Origin of the sequence: Burkholderia lata (genome assembly GCF_000012945.1) — a bacterium.
Classification (GTDB): domain Bacteria; phylum Pseudomonadota; class Gammaproteobacteria; order Burkholderiales; family Burkholderiaceae; genus Burkholderia; species Burkholderia lata.
The window spans coordinates 201,061-219,023 of record NC_007510.1 but is presented as its reverse complement, the minus strand read 5'-3'; the positions used below and the strand labels follow the sequence as shown (position 1 = coordinate 219,023).

Annotated in this window: 16 protein-coding genes; 4 read left to right on the top strand and 12 right to left on the bottom strand. The window is 67.2% G+C overall.

The window, feature by feature from the left end; translation table 11 throughout:
• Nucleotides 1-2 precede the first annotated feature (2 nt).
• The 8 genes from BCEP18194_RS06855 to flhD form a co-directional block, all read right to left on the bottom strand.
• Nucleotides 3-1,970 (bottom strand): methyl-accepting chemotaxis protein, encoded by a 1,968-nt coding sequence (locus BCEP18194_RS06855; protein ID WP_011350597.1) that lies wholly within the window; start codon nt 1,968-1,970, stop codon nt 3-5.
• A 37-nt stretch (nt 1,971-2,007) separates the two neighbouring features.
• Complete coding sequence (cheW, locus tag BCEP18194_RS06850; protein ID WP_011350596.1) at nt 2,008-2,523, bottom strand: chemotaxis protein CheW; 516 nt, start codon at nt 2,521-2,523, stop codon at nt 2,008-2,010.
• A 51-nt stretch (nt 2,524-2,574) separates the two neighbouring features.
• The gene (cheA, locus tag BCEP18194_RS06845; RefSeq protein ID WP_011350595.1) at nt 2,575-4,824 is read right to left on the bottom strand and encodes a chemotaxis protein CheA; all 2,250 of its coding nucleotides are present in this window, start codon (nt 4,822-4,824) and stop codon (nt 2,575-2,577) included.
• A gap of 33 nt (nt 4,825-4,857) precedes the next feature.
• Nucleotides 4,858-5,235, bottom strand: coding sequence for a response regulator (locus tag BCEP18194_RS06840; protein ID WP_011350594.1), 378 nt, complete (start codon nt 5,233-5,235; stop codon nt 4,858-4,860).
• Nucleotides 5,236-5,259: 24 nt separating this feature from the next.
• Nucleotides 5,260-6,276: a flagellar motor protein MotB gene (gene motB, locus BCEP18194_RS06835; protein ID WP_011350593.1), complete on the bottom strand. Its 1,017-nt coding sequence runs from the start codon at nt 6,274-6,276 to the stop codon at nt 5,260-5,262.
• A 13-nt stretch (nt 6,277-6,289) separates the two neighbouring features.
• Nucleotides 6,290-7,150, bottom strand: coding sequence for a flagellar motor stator protein MotA (gene motA, locus BCEP18194_RS06830; RefSeq protein ID WP_011350592.1), 861 nt, complete (start codon nt 7,148-7,150; stop codon nt 6,290-6,292).
• A gap of 181 nt (nt 7,151-7,331) precedes the next feature.
• On the bottom strand, nt 7,332-7,886 hold the full coding sequence (flhC, locus tag BCEP18194_RS06825) for a flagellar transcriptional regulator FlhC (RefSeq protein WP_011350591.1): 555 nt from the start codon (nt 7,884-7,886) through the stop codon (nt 7,332-7,334).
• Nucleotides 7,887-7,978: 92 nt separating this feature from the next.
• A complete protein-coding gene (gene flhD / locus BCEP18194_RS06820) occupies nt 7,979-8,299 on the bottom strand; it encodes a flagellar transcriptional regulator FlhD (RefSeq protein WP_011350590.1) in 321 nt (106 codons plus the stop codon).
• 663 nt (nt 8,300-8,962) lie between these two features.
• On the opposite strand from flhD, the gene BCEP18194_RS06815 reads away from it, so the two are divergent.
• On the top strand, nt 8,963-10,027 hold the full coding sequence (locus BCEP18194_RS06815; RefSeq protein WP_011350589.1) for a glycosyltransferase family 4 protein: 1,065 nt from the start codon (nt 8,963-8,965) through the stop codon (nt 10,025-10,027).
• A 105-nt stretch (nt 10,028-10,132) separates the two neighbouring features.
• On the opposite strand, the gene BCEP18194_RS06810 is transcribed toward BCEP18194_RS06815, so the two are convergent.
• Nucleotides 10,133-10,429, bottom strand: a complete 297-nt coding sequence (locus BCEP18194_RS06810; protein ID WP_011350588.1) for an H-NS histone family protein — start codon at nt 10,427-10,429, stop codon at nt 10,133-10,135.
• A 300-nt stretch (nt 10,430-10,729) separates the two neighbouring features.
• On the opposite strand from BCEP18194_RS06810, the gene aqpZ reads away from it, so the two are divergent.
• The gene (gene aqpZ, locus BCEP18194_RS06805; protein WP_011350587.1) at nt 10,730-11,473 is read left to right on the top strand and encodes an aquaporin Z; all 744 of its coding nucleotides are present in this window, start codon (nt 10,730-10,732) and stop codon (nt 11,471-11,473) included.
• Nucleotides 11,474-11,591: 118 nt separating this feature from the next.
• Here aqpZ and BCEP18194_RS06800 read toward each other — a convergent pair whose 3' ends face one another.
• Complete coding sequence (locus BCEP18194_RS06800) at nt 11,592-12,416, bottom strand: Cof-type HAD-IIB family hydrolase (protein WP_011350586.1); 825 nt, start codon at nt 12,414-12,416, stop codon at nt 11,592-11,594.
• A 183-nt stretch (nt 12,417-12,599) separates the two neighbouring features.
• Nucleotides 12,600-13,481 carry a BadF/BadG/BcrA/BcrD ATPase family protein gene (locus tag BCEP18194_RS06795; protein WP_011350585.1) on the bottom strand — a complete coding sequence of 294 codons (882 nt, stop codon included), beginning with the start codon at nt 13,479-13,481 and terminating at the stop codon, nt 12,600-12,602.
• A gap of 142 nt (nt 13,482-13,623) precedes the next feature.
• Here BCEP18194_RS06795 and BCEP18194_RS06790 point away from each other — a divergent pair, with 142 nt between their 5' ends.
• Nucleotides 13,624-14,226, top strand: coding sequence for a DNA-3-methyladenine glycosylase I (locus tag BCEP18194_RS06790; protein WP_011350584.1), 603 nt, complete (start codon nt 13,624-13,626; stop codon nt 14,224-14,226).
• A 99-nt stretch (nt 14,227-14,325) separates the two neighbouring features.
• Here the strand turns inward: BCEP18194_RS06790 and BCEP18194_RS06785 are convergent, their stop codons facing one another.
• Nucleotides 14,326-15,561, bottom strand: a complete 1,236-nt coding sequence (locus BCEP18194_RS06785; protein WP_011350583.1) for a PepSY-associated TM helix domain-containing protein — start codon at nt 15,559-15,561, stop codon at nt 14,326-14,328.
• Between the two features lie 226 nt (nt 15,562-15,787).
• On the opposite strand from BCEP18194_RS06785, the gene BCEP18194_RS06780 reads away from it, so the two are divergent.
• Nucleotides 15,788-17,911: a TonB-dependent siderophore receptor gene (locus tag BCEP18194_RS06780; protein WP_041492717.1), complete on the top strand. Its 2,124-nt coding sequence runs from the start codon at nt 15,788-15,790 to the stop codon at nt 17,909-17,911.
• The last annotated feature ends 52 nt before the right edge of the window (nt 17,912-17,963 follow it).

Genomic DNA, 17,963 nt, shown 5'->3' with positions numbered 1-17,963 from the left:
GCTTAGAAGGTCTCCCAATCATCGTCGGACGTGCCGGCCGTGGCCGCCGCCGGCTTCTCGCCGTTCAGCGCCGGGCGCACGAGCGCGGGCTTCGCGGCCGGCTTGTCGGCCGGTGCGGCGGTCTTCGAGAGACGCGGACCGTAGCCGCCCGCAGCCGTGCCGCGGGAAGCCGGTGCATCCTTCTGCGCGTGTGCGCCCGTATCGGCCGCACGCTTCGGTTCGTGGCCCGCACCCGTCGCAGCCGCAGCGGCGGCACGCGGCGCCGGCGCGGCGCGCCGTGCCGGTTGTGCGGCGGCCTGCGGGGCCGGCAGCGCGGCGACCGGTGCCGCATCGACACGCGGCTCCGACGTCAGCGCCGGCGCGGGCGCGTGCGCGACCGGCCGCGCCACACCGCGCGACGGCGCGAGCGTGATGCCGCCCATCACGCGCCAGCCCGACACGATCGTCTTCATCTGGCGCGTCTGCTCTTCGAGCGACGCAGCCGCGGCCGCCGCCTGCTCGACGAGCGCCGCGTTCTGCTGCGTGACCGAATCCATCTGGCCGACCGCGCGGTTGACCTGCTCGATGCCGGTCGACTGCTCGTCCGACGCGGCGCTGATCTCGCCCATGATGTCGGTCACGCGGCGCACGGCCTGCACGATCTCGTCCATCGTCGAGCCGGCGCGCGACACGAGCGCCGACCCGCTTTCGACCTTCTCGGCCGAATCGCCGATCAGCGTCTTGATTTCCTTCGCGGCGCTCGCGCTGCGCTGTGCGAGCGAGCGCACTTCGCCCGCGACCACCGCGAAGCCGCGGCCCTGTTCACCCGCGCGGGCGGCTTCGACCGCCGCGTTCAGCGCGAGGATGTTGGTCTGGAACGCGATGCCTTCGATCGTGCCGATGATGTCGACGACCTTGCCCGAGCTCGCCGCGATGTCCTGCATCGTCGACACGACCTGGCCGACCACGTCGCCACCCTGCGTCGCGATGTCCGATGCGTTCACCGCGAGCTGGCTGGCCTGCCGCGCGTTCTCCGCGTTCTGCCGCACGGTGCCCGTCAACTGCTCCATGCTCGACGCGGTTTCCTGCAGCGATGCGGCCTGCTCCTCGGTACGCTGCGACAGGTCGGTGTTGCCGGTCGAGATCTCGCGCGCGCCGACGTCGATCGATTCGGTGCCGCGATGCACGGCCTGCACCATCGTCGTGACGGCGTCCTGCATCCGCTTGATGCCGCCGAACAGGCGGCCGATCTCGTTCGTGCTGAACACGTTGACCGGCTGCGTGAGGTCGCCGCCGGCGATGCGCTCGAAGTGCGCGATCGCGTCCTCGAGCGGCTGCACGATCAGCCCGCGCAGCGCGAAGCGGATCGCGATCACGACGACGAACGCGATCGCGATGCCGGCCGCGATCAGCCCGATCATCAGCGAGATCTGCGATTGCGTCGCGGCCTGGCGATCTTCCGCACGCTTCTGCAGCGATGCGATCACGGCCGACGCGGCCTGGTCGTACGCGACGAACATCGGGCTGATCTTGGTATCGGCGACCGCGTGGTACGCGGCCATGTCGCCCGCGCGTGCGGCCGCGAATTCGGGCTCGACGCCTTCCTTCACGATCGTCGTGTAGCGGGTGGTCAGTTCGTCGACGAGCGCCTGCTCGACGCCGAGCTTCGGCGTCGACTGGAACGCCTGCCAGTTCTGGTTCGACTTCGCGTACAGCTCCTGCGCGCGGTCGAGCACCTTGGCCGCTTCGGCCGTGTTGCCGCCTTCCGTCAGCGACCGGAAGCGGTCGAGCGACACGCGCGCGCGCAGCAGGTACGACGACGTGTCGTCGAGCGTGTGGATCGCCGGCAGGTCGACGTGCGCGATCTCGTCGAGCGAGCGGCTCGCGTGATTCAGCGCGTACAGGCCGAGCCCGCCGACAGCTGCGGCCAGCGCCACGAGGATGAGTCCGACCGCCGTGAGCGTCGTGCGGATCGACCAGTTATGCAACATTGCAGATTCTCCCGAAATTCCTGCGCGCGCGGCGCGCTTACCCGCCGAGCGTCTCGATCAGCGCCATTTCACGGCTCGACATCAGCTTCTCGATGTCCATCAGGATCAGCATCCGGCCGTCGACCGTGCCGAGGCCCGTCAGGTACTCGGTCGTCAGCGTCGCGCCGAATTCCGGCGCCGGCATGATCTGGTCGGTCTGCAGCGTCAGCACGTCCGACACGCCGTCGACCACCATCCCGACCACGCGATGCGCGACGTTCAGGATGATCACGACGGTCTGGTGGTCGTACTCGACGCGGCCGAGATGGAACTTGATCCGCATGTCGACGATCGGCACGATGATCCCGCGCAGGTTGATCACGCCCTTGATGAACTCCGGCGCGTTCGCGATGCGCGTGACGCTGTCGTAGCCGCGGATTTCCTGCACCTTCAGGATGTCGATCCCGTATTCCTCGTCGCCGAGCGTGAACACGAGGAATTCCTGGCCCGTCGCGTCGCCTTGCTCCGTGTCGCGACGGCTCGTTGCCGCGTTCGCCGCGGCCGGATTGATCATTTGGACTTCAGCAGCCACGTTGGCCCCCAAGCGGTTGAATGGCGAGAGACATCAGAACATCGCGAGCTCGGCGCCGGCACGGGCGCCGTGCATCGCACGGGTTTCGCGGTTCAGCGCCGCGACGTCGACGATCAACGCGACGCTGCCGTCGCCGAGGATGGTCGCCGCCGAGATGCCGTGCACCTTGCGGTAATTGGTTTCGAGGTTCTTCACGACCACCTGCTGCTGGCCGACCAGTTCGTCGATCAGCATCGCGAAGCGGCGTCCCTCGGTTTCCATGATCGTGACGATCCCTTGCGTCGGGTCGGTACGCGCATCGTCGACCGAGAACACCTCGTGCAGCGCGACGAGCGGCAGGTATTCGCCGCGCACGCGCACCACGCGTTCGCCGTTGCCGACCGTGTAGATGTCGTCGTTCGACGGCTGCAGCGACTCCATCACGAAGTTCAGCGGCAGGATGAAGATCTCGTTGCCGACCTTCACCGACATCCCGTCGAGAATCGCGAGCGTGAGCGGCAGCACGATCCGCGTGGTCGTGCCGCGGCCGGCCACCGACGTGATCTCGACGTGGCCGCCCATCGACTGGATGTTGCGCTTCACGACGTCCATCCCGACGCCACGGCCCGACACGTCGGTCACCGTCTCGGCGGTCGAGAAGCCCGGCGCGAAGATCAGCTGCCAGACTTCGTCGTCGCTGATGTTGTCGGACACCTGCATGCCCTGTTTCGCGGCCTTCGCGAGAATGCGTTCGCGGTTCAGGCCCGCGCCGTCGTCGCTCACCTCGATCACGATGTTGCCGCCGTGATGCGCGGCCGACAGCACGAGCTGGCCGACCGCGTCCTTGCCGGCGGCGACGCGCTTGTCGACCGTCTCGATCCCGTGGTCGAGGCTGTTGCGCACGAGGTGGGTCAGCGGATCGATGATCCGTTCGATCAGGCTCTTGTCGAGCTCGGTCGCCTGGCCGAACGTGACGAGTTCGACCTGCTTGCCGAGCTTGCCGGCGAGGTCGCGCACGAGACGCGGGAAGCGGCTGAACACGTAGTCCATCGGCATCATGCGGATCGACATCACGGCTTCCTGCAGGTCACGCGCGTTGCGCTCGAGCTGCGCCATCCCGTTGAACAGGCGGTCGTGCAGCGCCGGATCGAACGCGCTCGCGGTTTCCGCGAGCATCGCCTGCGTGATCACGAGTTCGCCGACCAGGTTGATCAACTGGTCGACCTTCTCGACGCCGACGCGGATCGAGCTGCCTTCGGCGCCCGATGCGGCCGCGGCCGCCGGGCGGGCGCGCTTGTCGTCGTGATGCGCGGCGGCCTGCGGCGCGTGGTCGGCGTGCGCCGGCTGGGCCGGCTGCTGCGCTTGGGGCGCAGCGGCGGCCGGCTCGGCGGGCGCCGCCGGTGCCGATGCGGCCGGCTGCGGTGCCGCGGCCTGCGGCGCGAATACCTCGGCGCGCACCGGTTGCGCGGCGGCGGCCGGTTCGGCTGCCGGTGCCGCGGCGTCCTGCGCGGCAGCCGGTGCGGCCGGCGCCGTGCCGTGCCCGACGCGGATCTGGCTTTCGTCGATCACGAAGCAGCACACGGCGACGATGTCGTCGGACGGCACGTCCGATTCGACCCACAGCGTCAGGTCGCCGCCCGCTTCCTCGCGGGCCACGATCCGGCCGAGGTTGCCGAGTTCTTCGGTGAGCAGCTCGCGATCCTTCGCGTCGACGCCCACGAGCGTGATCTTCAGGTGCGGGCCGCCTTCGCCTGCATCGGCGTCGCCCGCCGGATGCGCGGCCGCGACGGCCTGCTCGATCACGTGGTCGGGCGCGCGGTCATCGCCGGCGGCCGGTTCCACGGCCGGCGCAGCCGGCGCAACGGCGGCAACGACCGGCGCCACGGGCGCTGCCGCAGCCGGCGCACCCGCGCCGCTCTCGGCCTTCAGCCGTTCGAGCTTCGCGCAGATCGTCGCGGCAGCGGCCGCGTCCGGTTCGGCGCTTGCACGGTAGTCGACGAGCTGGTCGGACAGCACGTCCTTCGTCTCCAGGAAAGCGTCGACCATTTCCTTGGTCAGCGTCAGCTCATGGTTGCGCGCGCGGTCGAGCAGCGATTCGAGGATGTGCGTCGTATCGGTCAGCGCGGAAAAGCCGAACGTCGCCGCGCCGCCCTTGATCGAATGCGCGGCGCGGAAGATCGCGGCCAGATCCTCGGGGTCGGGCGAGCCGACGTCGAGGTTCAGCAGCAACTGCTCCATCTGCGCGAGCAGCTCGTCCGCTTCGTCGAAAAATGTCTGGTAGAACTGAGTGATGTCGAGAGTCATGCCCGGTCCCGGGTTGAATGCGTCGCGTGAATGTCAGGAGGCGGCCGGTTCGGACAGCGTCGCGACCAGGTCGACCAGCACGGCGGGATCGATCGGCTTCTCGATCCAGCCGGTCGCGCCCGCGTCGCGTGCGGCGTCCTTGAACGCGTCGCTGCCTTCCGTCGTCAGCACGAGGATCGGCGTTTCCGTATAGGCGGTCAGCTTGCGCAGCGCGGCGATCACTTCGAGCCCGCTCTTGCGCGGCATGTTCTGGTCGGTCAGCACCAGGTCGTACGGCACGGTGGCCGCCAGGTCGAAGCCGGCCTCGCCGTCCGGCGCCACCGTCACGTCGTAGCCGGCCTGCATCAGCGTTGCCTGCAGCAGCGCACGCATGGTCGCGGAGTCGTCGATGGCGAGAATGGTTCGGATCATGTCTGTCTCGGAATCTTGTAAACGTCAGGGTTTCGGCACGGCGACGGCGGACGCCGCGAGCGCCGGGCGCGCGGCCGGCGCCGGGGCCAGCTGCTGCGCGAGCTGCTGCGAGCCGGCCGCATCGGCCGACAGCGTCGTGGTCGTCGCATCGTCGCGCATCAGCGCCTCTTCGGATTTGCGGTTCAGCACGATCACGCTGATCCGGCGGTTTTCCGGATCGAGCGGGTCGGCCTTGTTCAGGTTCTGCGTGGACGCGAGGCCGAGCACGCGCAGCACTTTCGCCTCGTCCATGCCGCCGGCGATCAGCTCGCGGCGCGACGCGTTCGCGCGGTCGGCCGACAGCTCCCAGTTGCTGTAGCCGCCCTCGCCGCCCGAGTACGGCACGGCGTCGGTGTGGCCCTGGACGATGATCCGGTTCGGCACGTCGTTCAGCGTCTTGCCGATCTCGCGCAGGATGTCGCGCATGTACGGCTCGACGTTGTCGCTCGACATCGCGAACATCGGCCGCTTCTGCGTGTCGACGATCTCGATGCGCAGCCCCATCAGCGTGGAATCGATGCGGATCTGCTGCTTGAACTGGCGCAGCGTCGGGTTGGCCTCGATTGCGGCCATCAGCTTGATCTGCAGGTCGTGCAGGCGCGCCTGTTCGAGCCGGTCCTGCGCACCCTGCTCCTGCGACCGGGAATGCTCGTCGCCCACCTTCGCGAGGCGTTCGGCGAGTTGCGTCGTACCGTCGGTGCGGCGCAGCGTGCCGGCGTCGACGCTCGACAGGTCGCGGCCGCCGCCGTTGATGATGCTGGAATCCTGCGAGCTGCGGTCGCCGCTGCCGAACAGCGCGGCCTTCAGCGGCGTGTTGAAGTATTCGGCGATCCCCTTCATCTGCACCGGCGTGACCGAGCTCAGCAGCCACATCAGCAGGAAGAACGCCATCATCGCGGTCATGAAGTCCGCGTACGCGAGCTTCCATGCGCCGCCGTGGTGGCCCTTCTTCGACGGGGCCACCCGCTTGACGACGATTGCGCGATCCTTGCTCTTGCTCATTGGGCGCTCCGCGTCACTTCGCCTTCACGCGGCGCACATGTTCTTCGAGCTCGGAGAACGACGGGCGCTCGGTCGAGAACAGCACCTTGCGGCCGAACTCGACCGCGATCGCCGGCGCATAGCCGTTCAGCGTCGCGAGGATCGTCACCTTGATGCACTGGAACATCTTGGTCGACTCGGCGACGCGCTGCTCCGCGAGGCTCGCGAGCGGCCCGATCAGCCCGTACGACAGCAGGATCCCGAGGAACGTGCCGACCAGCGCCTGCGCGATCATCGCGCCGAGCACCGCGGGCGGCTTGTCGGCGGACGCCATCGTGTGCACGACGCCCATCACGGCCGCGACGATACCGAACGCCGGCATCGCGTCGCCGACGCGCATCAGTGCGTGCGCGGGGCCTTCGCCTTCCGCGTGGTGCGTCTCGATCTCCTCGTCCATCAGGCTTTCGATCTCGAACGCGTTCATGTTGCCGCCCACCATCAGGCGCAGGTAGTCGGTCAGGAATTCGACGATGTGATGATCGGCGAGGATTTTCGGGTATTGCGTGAAGATCGGGCTCTTTTCGGGATCGTCGATGTCGGCCTCGAGCGTGAGCGTGCCTTCCTTGCGTGCCTTCGCGAGCAGCACGTAAAGAAGCGCCATCAGCTCCATGTAGACATCCTTCGTGTATTTCGAGCCCTTGAAGAGCGTCGGCAGCACGCGCAGCGTGGCCTTGATGGTCTTGCCGCCATTGCCGAGGATGAACGCGCCGACACCGGCACCCACGATCATCAGGATCTCGACCGGCTGGATCAAGGCGCCCAGATGCCCGCCTGCCAGCGCATAACCGCCGAAGACGGACAACAGCGTCACGAGTGTTCCCACGATAATCAGCACTGCCTGTCCCTCACGAATGACCGGCGGGGAGACCGCCGTTAAACAGGTTTACGGCAGTCGGCAGGAAAACTTTCGCGGGCGGCCAGGCGGCGGCCCGACGGTGTTTACCAGCAATTTGCAGACGATTCGCGCCACCCGGCGCGACCGCTCGCGCCCCGCCCAGCCCTGCCCGGCCCGGCGCTCAGGCCGCGGCGGCGGCCAGTTCGGCGCGCGCGGCGGCGGCCTTGCGGGTCTTGCCCGCGCGTGACGGCGGCTGGCAGAGGCCGCAGACGAAACCTTGATGCGGATCATGCGCATGCGCGACGAAGTGGCCGCCGCAGCGCGTGCACGGGGTCATCTGCAGCATCCCCGAATCGAAGAAGCGCACGAGCGTCCACGCGCGCGTGAGGCTCAGCGCGGCCTCGTCGCCGGACAGGTTCACGTGCTCCTGATAGAGCCGGTACGCCTTCACGATCGACTGGATCGGCTCGCAGCGGCCGTGGTCCTGCATGAACCGGTAGATGTTGTAGAACAGCGACGAGTGGATGTTCGGCTGCCACGTCATGAACCAGTCGGTCGAGAACGGCAGCATCCCCTTCGGCGGCGACACGCCCTTCAGTTCCTTGTACAGCTTGATCAGACGGTCCCGCGACAGGCTCGTCTCCGCTTCCAGCAGTTGCAGCCGGGCGCCCAGTTCGATCAGTTCGATGGCGAGGGTGATTTCCTTCACCTCGATCACGACGCTTTTGCTTGCCATGGTGATAACCGTCCGCTTGACGTTATTCGGATGGATGGCCAATACGCTGCCCACCGGCGCGGCACGCCGGGACACACGCAAGGCGGGATGGATCAGCGGACGCCTTCGACCTGCTGCCCGGCCATCAGGATGGCCGAGTGGGCGTGCGCGACGACATCGCTGCGGCCCTTGTCGGCGAGCGACGACAGCAGCGCGTGATCATCGAAGCGGAAGCGGCACAGCATCTGGTTCGACGCGGCCAGCTTCACGGTCTGTGCGAGCGTGAGGTTGGCGAGCACGTCGGCGAGTTCCTGGGAGATTCCCATGCGGAACATGCCCATCGCTTTGTCTTCCCGCAGCAGGCGTTGCGCGAGGAGGAGGTACGACAGGTTGACCTCTTTGATCTCACTGAGCATTTCGCTGGTAGCGCTCATGATTCCCCCGTTAAAGAGCTTTGCTTTGGCCATTCGTGTTATGAAAACGTTTGCTCGATCAGGACGCGCTTGGCGCTCAGTCGGCTCGTTTATAGTCTTACAGGGCGAATTTTGGCCAAACGGCATTTATGCCGGTATCAGCGAAGTGGCGTATGCCATGCAGGATTTCTCTGTAAACCGTGTAGGAATTTTTCCGACAAGGCGAATTGAAAGGTGCAAGCGGGGAAGCGTGTGGCAGCAAGGATTCGGCTGCGATGGGTCCAATGGCCTTCAGGCGGTAATCGAAGGCTTGCCGGCAAGGCTGCCGACAATCGGATCGGTAAAAATTATAGTGCTTTTTCACGATGACGCAACAATAGTTGCGTCTATCTCCATTCCTGTTTCCACACCCTTTTTCTCGGGGTTTTCGCGTATTTCATCGTGTAACAAGCCTTAAGTGTTTGAAAAAACACTCGAACCCCTCAGGGCGATATCGATAATGGACTCCAATGGGCGGCGGCGCGAGCCGTGCCGGCCCGCCCCGCAGCTTGCCGTCCGGCGCCCCGCGCACCCCGCCCAGGGCCCGGCCACGTAGCGCCAACCGCGTACGTCGGCGAGTTCCGCAACCTTGCACGGGATCCGCATCAGCGCCACCGCGCCCCCGGATCGAAACAGGAGAAATCCATGCGAATTGCCCAGATCGCGCCGCTTTACGAAGCCGTTCCGCCGAAACTCTACGGCGGCACCGAGCGTGTCGTGTCCTACCTCACCGAGGCGCTCGTCGAACTCGGCCACGACGTGACCCTGTTCGCCAGCGGCGACTCCGTCACGTCGGCCCGTCTCGAGGCGGCCTGGCCGCGCGCACTGCGGCTCGACCCGTCGATCCGCGATTCGATGGCGCCCCATATGCGGCTCCTCGAAAAGGTCGCCCGGGTCGCGCACGAATTCGACGTGCTGCACTTCCACCTCGACTACCTGCCGTTCCCGCTGATGTCGCGCCTCGACACGCCGTACGTGACGACGCTGCACGGCCGCCTCGACCTGCCGGAACTGCAGCCGGTGTTCGACGCGTTCCCGGACTCGCCGGTCGTGTCGATCTCGAACAACCAGCGCAAGCCGCTGCCGCAGGCCGCGTGGGCCGGCACCGTGTATCACGGGCTGCCCGACACGCTGCTCACGCCGCAGCCGGGCGTGAAGCCCGAGTACCTCGCGTTCCTCGGCCGGATCTGCCCGGAAAAGCGCGTCGACACCGCGATCCGGATCGCCGCGCAAAGCGGGCTGCCGCTGAAGATCGCCGCGAAGGTCGACAAGGCCGACGCCGACTATTTCAAGGAAGTGATCGAGCCGTTGCTCGGCCAGGCACACGTCGAATTCATCGGCGAGATCAACGAGGCGCAGAAGCCCGCGTTCCTCTCGGGCGCGAAGGCGCTGCTGTTCCCGATCGACTGGCCGGAGCCGTTCGGCCTCGTGATGATCGAGGCGATGGCCTGCGGCACGCCGGTCGTCGCGTTCAACCGCGGCTCGGTGCCGGAAGTGATCGAGGACGGCGTGACCGGCTTCATCGTCGAGGACGTACAGGGCGCGGTCGGCGCGCTGCACCGGATCGACAGCCTGTCGCGCACGGCCATCCGCGAACGTTTCGACACGCGTTTCAGCTCGAAGGCAATGGCGCAGCGTTATGTCGAAACTTACGAATCGCTTTGCACGGGAGCCCGTCAACCGGCATTGCGCCGGGTCGCTGGCGCCTGACACGGAATTCCGCGAGGAAATATTCCGTAATCCAATCCGTGCCGGAATCGGCGCGCAAATCAAAAGAGCCGCATCTCGATGCGGCTCTTTTGTTTGGGTTTTCGGTCATTCGATGACGAAACGATCGCGGTTTTTACCGACGATCCAATTCGGCGGCTTGCCTCGCCCGCTCCAGGTCGCGCCCGACTTCGGATCGCGGTATTTCGGGGGTAGCGGCGCCTTCTTCGGCGGGCGCCCGCGCTTCGCTCGCTCCGCGAAGCCCAGATCCTGGGCAGTCAGCCCATATTCGGCAATCTTTTGCTGGACTTCCGCAATCACCGCCGCCACTTCCTGGCGGCGCACATCGTCCGCCTGGGCCTGCAGATCGGCGATCTGCGCCTTGAGTTTCGCGTATTGAGACATTTTTCGACTCCCCTTTTCGATGATGCGGCCCCGGCGAATCCAGCCGGGACACCAACATCCGTTACGCCATCCGCACTGCCGCCCTGCCCTTCGAATTTAATGCTGTCATCTTTAACCGATTCGGCTATATCGAGAATGCGGACTTATTCTAATAAAAGGCATTCGTCAGCTATTCAAATTTAACAATCGTTGACCCTCCCCGACCCGATTCATTTCCTATAATCCAGACCAATTCCGGGTGACGGTTTAAATCCGTCACGTCGTCCGGTTGTCTTCAATCCACTTGACCAAGGTCCTTACATGAATCTTTCTCAGCGTCTCGCTGCAGAGGTATTCGGCACGTTCTGGCTGGTGCTCGGCGGGTGCGGAAGCGCCGTGCTGGCCGCCGCCTTTCCGGGCCTCGGCATCGGCTTTGCCGGCGTCGCACTTGCCTTCGGCCTGACTGTGCTGACGATGGCATTCGCAATCGGCCACATTTCGGGCTGCCACCTGAATCCGGCGGTGAGCGTCGGCCTGACGGTCGCCGGCCGCTTTCCTGCCCGCGATCTCGTGCCGTACATCGTCGCGCAGGTGGTCGGTGCGACGCTCGGCGCATTCGTGCTGTACCTGATCGCGACCGGCAAGCCGGGCTTTGACGTCGTCGGCAGCGGTTTTGCGACGAACGGCTTCGGCGAGCGCTCGCCGGGCCACTACTCGCTCAGCGCGTCGTTCATTTGCGAAGTCGTGATGACGGGCTTCTTCCTGTTCGTGATCCTGGGCGCCACCGACAAGCGCGGCGTGCCGGCCGGCTTTGCGCCGATCGCGATCGGCCTGTGCCTGACGCTGATCCACCTGATCTCGATTCCGGTCACCAACACGTCGGTGAACCCGGCCCGCTCGACCGGCCCCGCGCTGTTCGTGGGCGGCGACGCGATCGGCCAGCTCTGGCTGTTCTGGGTGGCACCGATCATCGGCGCGGTACTCGCCGGGATCATCTATCCGCTGGTCGCGGGGCGTGACGACGCCGTCGACCTGCTGCCGGCATCGGCTCGCACAAGCGAATAAAACACTACGGGGTCAAGCGAGCAGAGCAGCGAGCCTCACGCTGTCAAAGAAGATCGAGGCAGGTAATTTCGACGGGCGCCACTGGCGCCCGTTTTTCATTTCCGCACCGGCAGGACGCTCAGGAGGCGGCGACGTTGTCCTCGAGCGAGAACAGCGCGCGCAGGTGACGGGCGACGCCGGCGTCGAAGTTGTTGCCGATCCGCGGAATGTGCGGGAGCCGCGCGACCAGGTCGGGGTTCGCGTTGTTCATCATGAACGCGTGGCCGGCGGTTTCGAGCAGGTCGATATCGTTCATGTTGTCGCCGAACGCGATGCAGTGGCCGGTGTCGACACCGAGCCGCGCGAGCACCGAGCGCAGCGCACGGCCCTTCGACACGTTCGCGGTCATCACTTCGAGGCAGTCGGGCAGCGAGTACGTGACGTACAGCGCATCGCCGAAGCGCACGCGCATCTGCTCGGCGACGACCGCCAGATCGGCCGGATCGCCGATGTACAGCACCTTCGCGATATCCGCGCCGTCGTGCGCGGGCATGTCGATCACGTCGTAGCGGAAGCCCGAATCCTGGTGGAATTCGAGCAGGTGCGGCGCATCGCGGTCGATCAGCCAGCCCTGGTCGGTGAACAGGTTGACGATCACGCGGCCGTGCGCACCGACGATGTCCGGCTGCACGAGGCCGCGGACGATTGCCGGATCGATGTCCTGCGCGTGGATCGTCGTGTCGTCCGGCGCATGCACGCGCGCGCCGTTCGACGTGATCAGGTACGGCCGGATGCCGAGCACGTCGCGAATGCCGGCGACGTCCGCGTAATGGCGCCCGGTGGCGATCACGAACTGCAGGCCGTCGCGGTCGAGCCGACGGACGGTGTCGATCGTGTACGGATCGAGCTGGTGGTCGCTGTTCAGCAGGGTACCGTCGAGATCGGTGGCGATGACTTTGTACATGGGACGGGAGAATGGCGCTCAGGGCTCTGCGGAACGGCCATTCTAACGTCGTGCCCGGTTGCCCGCCGGGCGGTTCCCGGTCAATCGCCGCCAGCGGGCCGGTTTTGGTGCGCCTTCAACCACCGTCGAACGCCTTCAGGCGTTACGCGACGCGCAGCAACTTTCAGCTGCCATGGGTGGCCATCAGTGGCCTTCCGCCGCCCGCAGCGCCTGCAGCGCGAGCCGCAGCGCGCCGTGCGCAGAATCGTCGAGCGGCGCGCGCAGCCGGGCGGCATGGCGCTCCGGCACGGCCGGGGCAAGTGCGTCCGCCAGTCCGCCGCACAGCGCGACCGGCAGCGCCTGCTGTGGATCGAGCGCGTCGATCATCTTGCCGATCTCGTCGCCCGCCTGCGCGATCAGCGCGCCCGCGACCGGATGCGAACGGTGCGCGAGCACGATCGGCGCAAGCCGCGCGTAGATCGTCTGGTTCGCATCGCACGACCACTGGACGAGCGCGTCGCGATCCTGCGCGCCCGTTTCCATGAGCAGCGCGCTGGCGAACGCATCGCGCGGCACGCGGCCGTCGAGCGCCTGCTGCGCATACGCGAGCGCTCGCACGCCGAGCCACGCGCCGCTCGCCTCGTCGCCGGACGGAAAGCCGAAGCCGCCCGCAATCCGGCACGCGCCGGCCGCATCGAGTGCCGCCGCGATGCTGCCGGTGCCGAGCGCGACGATGAGCCCCGGCGCGCCGCCGTGTGCGCCGACGACGGTCGTATACGCGTCGCTCTCGATCGCGAGCGCGCCGAGCGGCGACAGTGCGCGGAACGCAGCCAGCCACGCCGCATTGTTGACGCCCGCGAGCCCGCAGCCGAGCGCGCACTGCGACCAGTCGAATGCATGACCGGCCTGGGTGAACGCGTCGGCGCAGGCCGCGCCGATCGACGCCCACGCGCGCTCGATGCCGAGCCCGAGCCCCGACGGGCCGCCGCGCCCCTGCGCAAGCTCGCGCCCGTGCCGGTCGGCCAGCACCGCGCGCGTGCCCGTGCCGCCGCCGTCGATGCCGATCGCAAAAAGTAATGCCGCCATGCCTTCATCCCGCTGATTCGAACAGGCGCCAAGCTTAACCGGATCGGCGCCGCGCGCCCATCTGCCGTTCGGCCGGCTGTTCCGTGAAAAGGGCTTCCGCTATGCTGACGCGATCGAATCGATACGGAAAGCGAGGCAGACGATGTCGCAGCGGTGCAACTGGGTGAAGACGGAAGCGGATGCTCACTATCACGATACCGAGTGGGGCGTGCCGTCGCACGACGATCGCCACCTGTTCGAAATGCTGATCCTGGAAGGGGCCCAGGCCGGGTTGTCGTGGTCGACGATCCTGAACAAGCGCGCGGGCTACCGCGAAGCCTTTGCGGATTTCGACGTCGATGCCGTCGCGCGCTTCACGCCGAAGCGCATCGAGAAGCTGCTGGAGAATCCCGGCATCGTGCGCAACCGCGCGAAAGTCGAGTCAGCAGTCACCAATGCGCATGCCGTGCAGCGTATCCGCGAGGAGCACGGATCGCTCGCCGCGTTCCTGTGGTCGTTCGTCGACAACACGACGATCCAGAACGCGTGGCAGTCGTACCGCGACGCGCCCGCGTCGACCGAACAGTCCGACGCGCTCAGCAAGGCGCTGAAGGCATACGGCTGCAAGTTCGTCGGTTCGACGATCTGCTATGCGCTGATGCAGGCCACCGGCATGGTCAACGATCACGAGGTCGGCTGCCCGTGCCACGCGCAATGCGCGGCGCTCGGCGGCAAGCAGCCCGCACGCCGCCGCAAGGCGAGCTGACGGCGCGGGCATCCGCCGGCCACCCGTCGTGTGCCGCGGCCCTGCGCTGGTTGAACCGCTCGCGCACCGCTCACGAAGCGGGGCGCACCGCGCAACCCCTCACCTCGCGGCGCGCGACGACGCCGGCGCAACCGCCCGCGTGCTGCGCGCGGCCCGCACGCGGGCGCTGCGCTTCTTCACCCAGATGCAGATGCCGGTCACGCTCAGCATCGCGATGACGATACCGAGCACGCTCACCGCAACGCGGCCCGCGACGCCGGCGATCCGCCCCGAGTGCAGCGGAAACTGCGCCTGCATGAACAGGTCGCCGGCCGAGCCGCGGCCCGGCACCTGAGTGGCGACGGGCTTGCCAGTCACCGCATCCCAGTAGAGCCACGCATTGCCGAGCCCGACGTCGCCGTGGTCGTTGCCGGGCGTGAAGAACCCGACCGCATAGGCATTCATCGCCGGTGCGAACAGCAGTGCGCCCGGCGGCGCGTCGATCCCCGCGTCGCGCCCGGCCGCGCGCGCGATCTCGACGATCCGCTCGCGCGGCAGCATCTTGCTGCCCGGCGCGGCGGGCGGGAAGTGTTCGGGATTCGTGTATGGCGTCTCGGCGAGCGGCGACACCAGCGAGACCAGCGGTCGCACGACGGGCACGGCGAGATTCATCGAGATCGACGTGATCGCGACGACCAGCAGCAGCCCCCACACCCACACGCCACCCGAGCGGTGCAGGTCGAACACCAGCGGATAGCCGCCGCGCCGCACGCGGAACGCGAACGACTTGCGCCAGCTCTTCGGGTTCGGAAACGCGAGTACGAGCGCGATCAGGCAGTCGATCGCCCACACGATGCCGACGACGCCCATCACCCAGAACCCGAAGTTGATCCCGCCAACCATGGGCAGGAACAGCGAGTAGTGCAGCCGGTAGATGAACGGCATCAGGTCGAGCCGCGCGACCGACAGCGCGCCCCATTCGCGGCGGCCCTGCACCGCACCGGTCGCGGGATCGACGGCGACCTGGCTGAAGTCGAGCGCGTACGGCTGGCCGGTTGCCGGGTCGGTGCGCGGCATCACGCCCGCCTGCAGCGTGTGCCCCGGCTCGATCGCGAGCGGCAGATAGGTCACCTGCACGCGCGGGTCCGCAGCCTCGATGCGCGTCGCGAGCGCGAGCGGATCAAGCGGCGCCGCATCGCTGCGGGCGGTGTAGAAGTCCGGGTTCAGCGCCGCATCGAGCTCGTGATCCCACGCGATCAGCGCGCCGGTGAGGCCCGCGACGAATAGAAACAACGCGATCGCGAGACCGAACCAGCGATGCAGGCGGACGAGAAACGGTCGCAGGAGCGCATTCATCGCGCGCACTGCGAAGGGAAAGCGGGCCGGCACGAGCGGCCCCGGTTCAACAGGATGCAGGTCATTTGAGGTCAGGCGCCGCGCACGAGCCGGCCGGCCGCCGCTGGCGAGACCGGATGCCCTTGCACGCGGCATGGAATTGTTGCGCGTTCGACGGGTTTTGATACGATGCGCGACATTTTATCGCAATGCGAATGATTCTTACTTGCATTTTTACTTATCCGCCATGACCGTCAGCCTCGCCCGCCCTCCCGTCCGTCCACGTCGCGTGGCCGCCGCCCTTGCCTGCGTTGCCGCATCGCTCGCGCACGCGGACGATTCGCCCGGCGGCGCCACGGCGTTGCCGGCCATCAACGTCACCGCTGCGCATGATTCGCCGCAGCACCTGACCGACACGATTTCCACCGGCGCGCTCGGCACGCGGCGCCAGCTCGACACGCCGTTCTCGACGACGATCGTCACGTCGGAGGAGCTCGAGGCACGTCAGCCGTACAAGCTCGGCGACGTGTTCGCGAACGACGCGTCGGTGTCCGACAACAGCGGCGCGTACAGCGCGTGGGCCAGCTACATGACCGTGCGCGGCATGCAGCTCGACTGGCAGAACGGCTTCAAGATCGACGGGCTGCCGTTCGTCACGTACGGGATCACGATGCCGTACGAACAGCTCGATCGCGTCGAGCTGCTGAAGGGGCTCGGCGGTTTCCTGTACGGCTTCGTGACGCCCGGCGGCGTCGTCAACTACGTGACGAAGCAGCCGGGCGCCGAACCCGTGCGCAGCGTCGACGTCGGCTACCGGAGCACCAGCGTGTGGACCGAGCACGTCGATCTCGGCCAGCGCTTCGGGCCGAACGGCATGTTCGGCGCGCGGCTGAACGCGACGCACGAGGAAGGCAAGACGTACAACGACGGCAACATCCGCCGCGACAGCGTATCGCTCGCGCTGCAGGCGAACCTGACGCGCGACCTGTCGGTGACGTTCGGCGCGCTGTACCAGGACCGCCGCACGACGGGCCAGACGCCGTCGATCTTCACCGGCAGCTACCCGGGCGGCGTGCTGCCCGCGACCATCAGCGGCGGCACGACGAACCTCGGCGGCAAGGACCAGTACCTGAACACGAACCTGCAGCTCTACACGGCCGGGCTGCAATACCAGCTCGCGCCCGACTGGCAGCTCGACGTCGCGTACAGCTACAGCAAGGCGACGCGCCGCCGCAACGAAAGCACGCTGACCCTGCAGGACGCGGCCGGCAACTACACCGACAGCCGCTACGTCGGGATGGAGGATCACCGCTTCAGCCAATGGCGAGCGATGGTCGAGGGCAAGGTGCGCACGGGCCCGTTCAGCCACCAGATCGTGCTCGGCGCATCGTGGCAGAAGCAGGCGAACGACTATTCGGCGAACAGCGTGTTCGTGCCGCTCGGCGCCGGCAACCTGTATGCGCCGAACCCGTACCGCTACGACAGCCCGCACGGCTTCGTCCAGTACCGCACGAGCGAGATCGTCCAGAAATCGCTGTTCGCGAGCGACACCGTGCAGCTCACCGAGCGGTGGTCGGTGCTCGCCGGCGTGCGCTACATGAACTACGAGCAGCGCTCGTTCCAGGCAAGCGGCGTCGAGGATCCCGGCTACCGCCAGAACGGCGTCGTGACGCCGACGTTCGCGGTGATGTTCAAGCTCGCGCCGACCACCACCGCGTACGCGAGCTACGCCGAATCGCTCGAGCCCGGCAGCCGCGTGAACGACGTCTACGCGAACGCCGGCCAGGTGCTCAAACCGCTGCGCAGCAAGCAATACGAGTTGGGGATCAAGAGCGAGCACGCGCGCTGGAGCGCAACGGCCGCGCTGTTCCGCATCGAGCGCAGCGCCGAGTATGCGAACGCCGCGAACGTCTACGTGCAGGACGGCGAATCGATCATCCAGGGGATCGAGTTCGGCGCTCGCGCGAAATTCGGCGCGCGCTGGACCGCGGGCGTCGACGCGATGCTGCTCGACGCGTGGTACGCGAACGGGATCGGTAACAACGGCAACCGTGTTGCGGGCGCGCCACGTTTCGTGCTCGCCGGCGACATCGGCTATGCGGTGCCGGGCGTGCCGGGGCTGACGCTCGGCGTCGATGCGAAATTCACCGGCGCAACGCCGCTGCGCGCGGCCGGCGGCCTCGACGCGCCGGGCTTTCTCGTCGTCAATGCGGGCGCGCGCTACCTGACACGGGTCGGCCGCCACGATGTGACGCTGCGCGCGTCGATCGACAACGTGCTGAACCGCCGCTACTGGGAATACCAGTACGCGGACTATGTGAAGCCGGGCGACCCGCGCACGGTGAGCCTGAGCGCGAAGATCGACTTCTGAACGGTGGGCCGGCAGGCGCAAACCGCCGGCCATCGCCCACCAGCTTGGACGG

What these genes read in the sequence shown, in the direction of transcription:
- BCEP18194_RS06855 (WP_011350597.1), bottom strand. Translation starts at nt 1,970, where the DNA reads ATGTTGCATAACTGGTCGATCCGCACGACGCTCACGGCGGTCGGACTC.
- cheW (WP_011350596.1), bottom strand. Translation starts at nt 2,523, where the DNA reads ATGATCAATCCGGCCGCGGCGAACGCGGCAACGAGCCGTCGCGACACG.
- cheA (WP_011350595.1), bottom strand. Translation starts at nt 4,824, where the DNA reads ATGACTCTCGACATCACTCAGTTCTACCAGACATTTTTCGACGAAGCG.
- BCEP18194_RS06840 (WP_011350594.1), bottom strand. Translation starts at nt 5,235, where the DNA reads ATGATCCGAACCATTCTCGCCATCGACGACTCCGCGACCATGCGTGCG.
- motB (WP_011350593.1), bottom strand. Translation starts at nt 6,276, where the DNA reads ATGAGCAAGAGCAAGGATCGCGCAATCGTCGTCAAGCGGGTGGCCCCG.
- flhC (WP_011350591.1), bottom strand. Translation starts at nt 7,886, where the DNA reads ATGGCAAGCAAAAGCGTCGTGATCGAGGTGAAGGAAATCACCCTCGCC.
- flhD (WP_011350590.1), bottom strand. Translation starts at nt 8,299, where the DNA reads ATGAGCGCTACCAGCGAAATGCTCAGTGAGATCAAAGAGGTCAACCTG.
- BCEP18194_RS06815 (WP_011350589.1), top strand. Translation starts at nt 8,963, where the DNA reads ATGCGAATTGCCCAGATCGCGCCGCTTTACGAAGCCGTTCCGCCGAAA.
- BCEP18194_RS06810 (WP_011350588.1), bottom strand. Translation starts at nt 10,429, where the DNA reads ATGTCTCAATACGCGAAACTCAAGGCGCAGATCGCCGATCTGCAGGCC.
- aqpZ (WP_011350587.1), top strand. Translation starts at nt 10,730, where the DNA reads ATGAATCTTTCTCAGCGTCTCGCTGCAGAGGTATTCGGCACGTTCTGG.
- BCEP18194_RS06800 (WP_011350586.1), bottom strand. Translation starts at nt 12,416, where the DNA reads ATGTACAAAGTCATCGCCACCGATCTCGACGGTACCCTGCTGAACAGC.
- BCEP18194_RS06795 (WP_011350585.1), bottom strand. Translation starts at nt 13,481, where the DNA reads ATGGCGGCATTACTTTTTGCGATCGGCATCGACGGCGGCGGCACGGGC.
- BCEP18194_RS06790 (WP_011350584.1), top strand. Translation starts at nt 13,624, where the DNA reads ATGTCGCAGCGGTGCAACTGGGTGAAGACGGAAGCGGATGCTCACTAT.
- BCEP18194_RS06785 (WP_011350583.1), bottom strand. Translation starts at nt 15,561, where the DNA reads ATGAATGCGCTCCTGCGACCGTTTCTCGTCCGCCTGCATCGCTGGTTC.
- BCEP18194_RS06780 (WP_041492717.1), top strand. Translation starts at nt 15,788, where the DNA reads ATGACCGTCAGCCTCGCCCGCCCTCCCGTCCGTCCACGTCGCGTGGCC.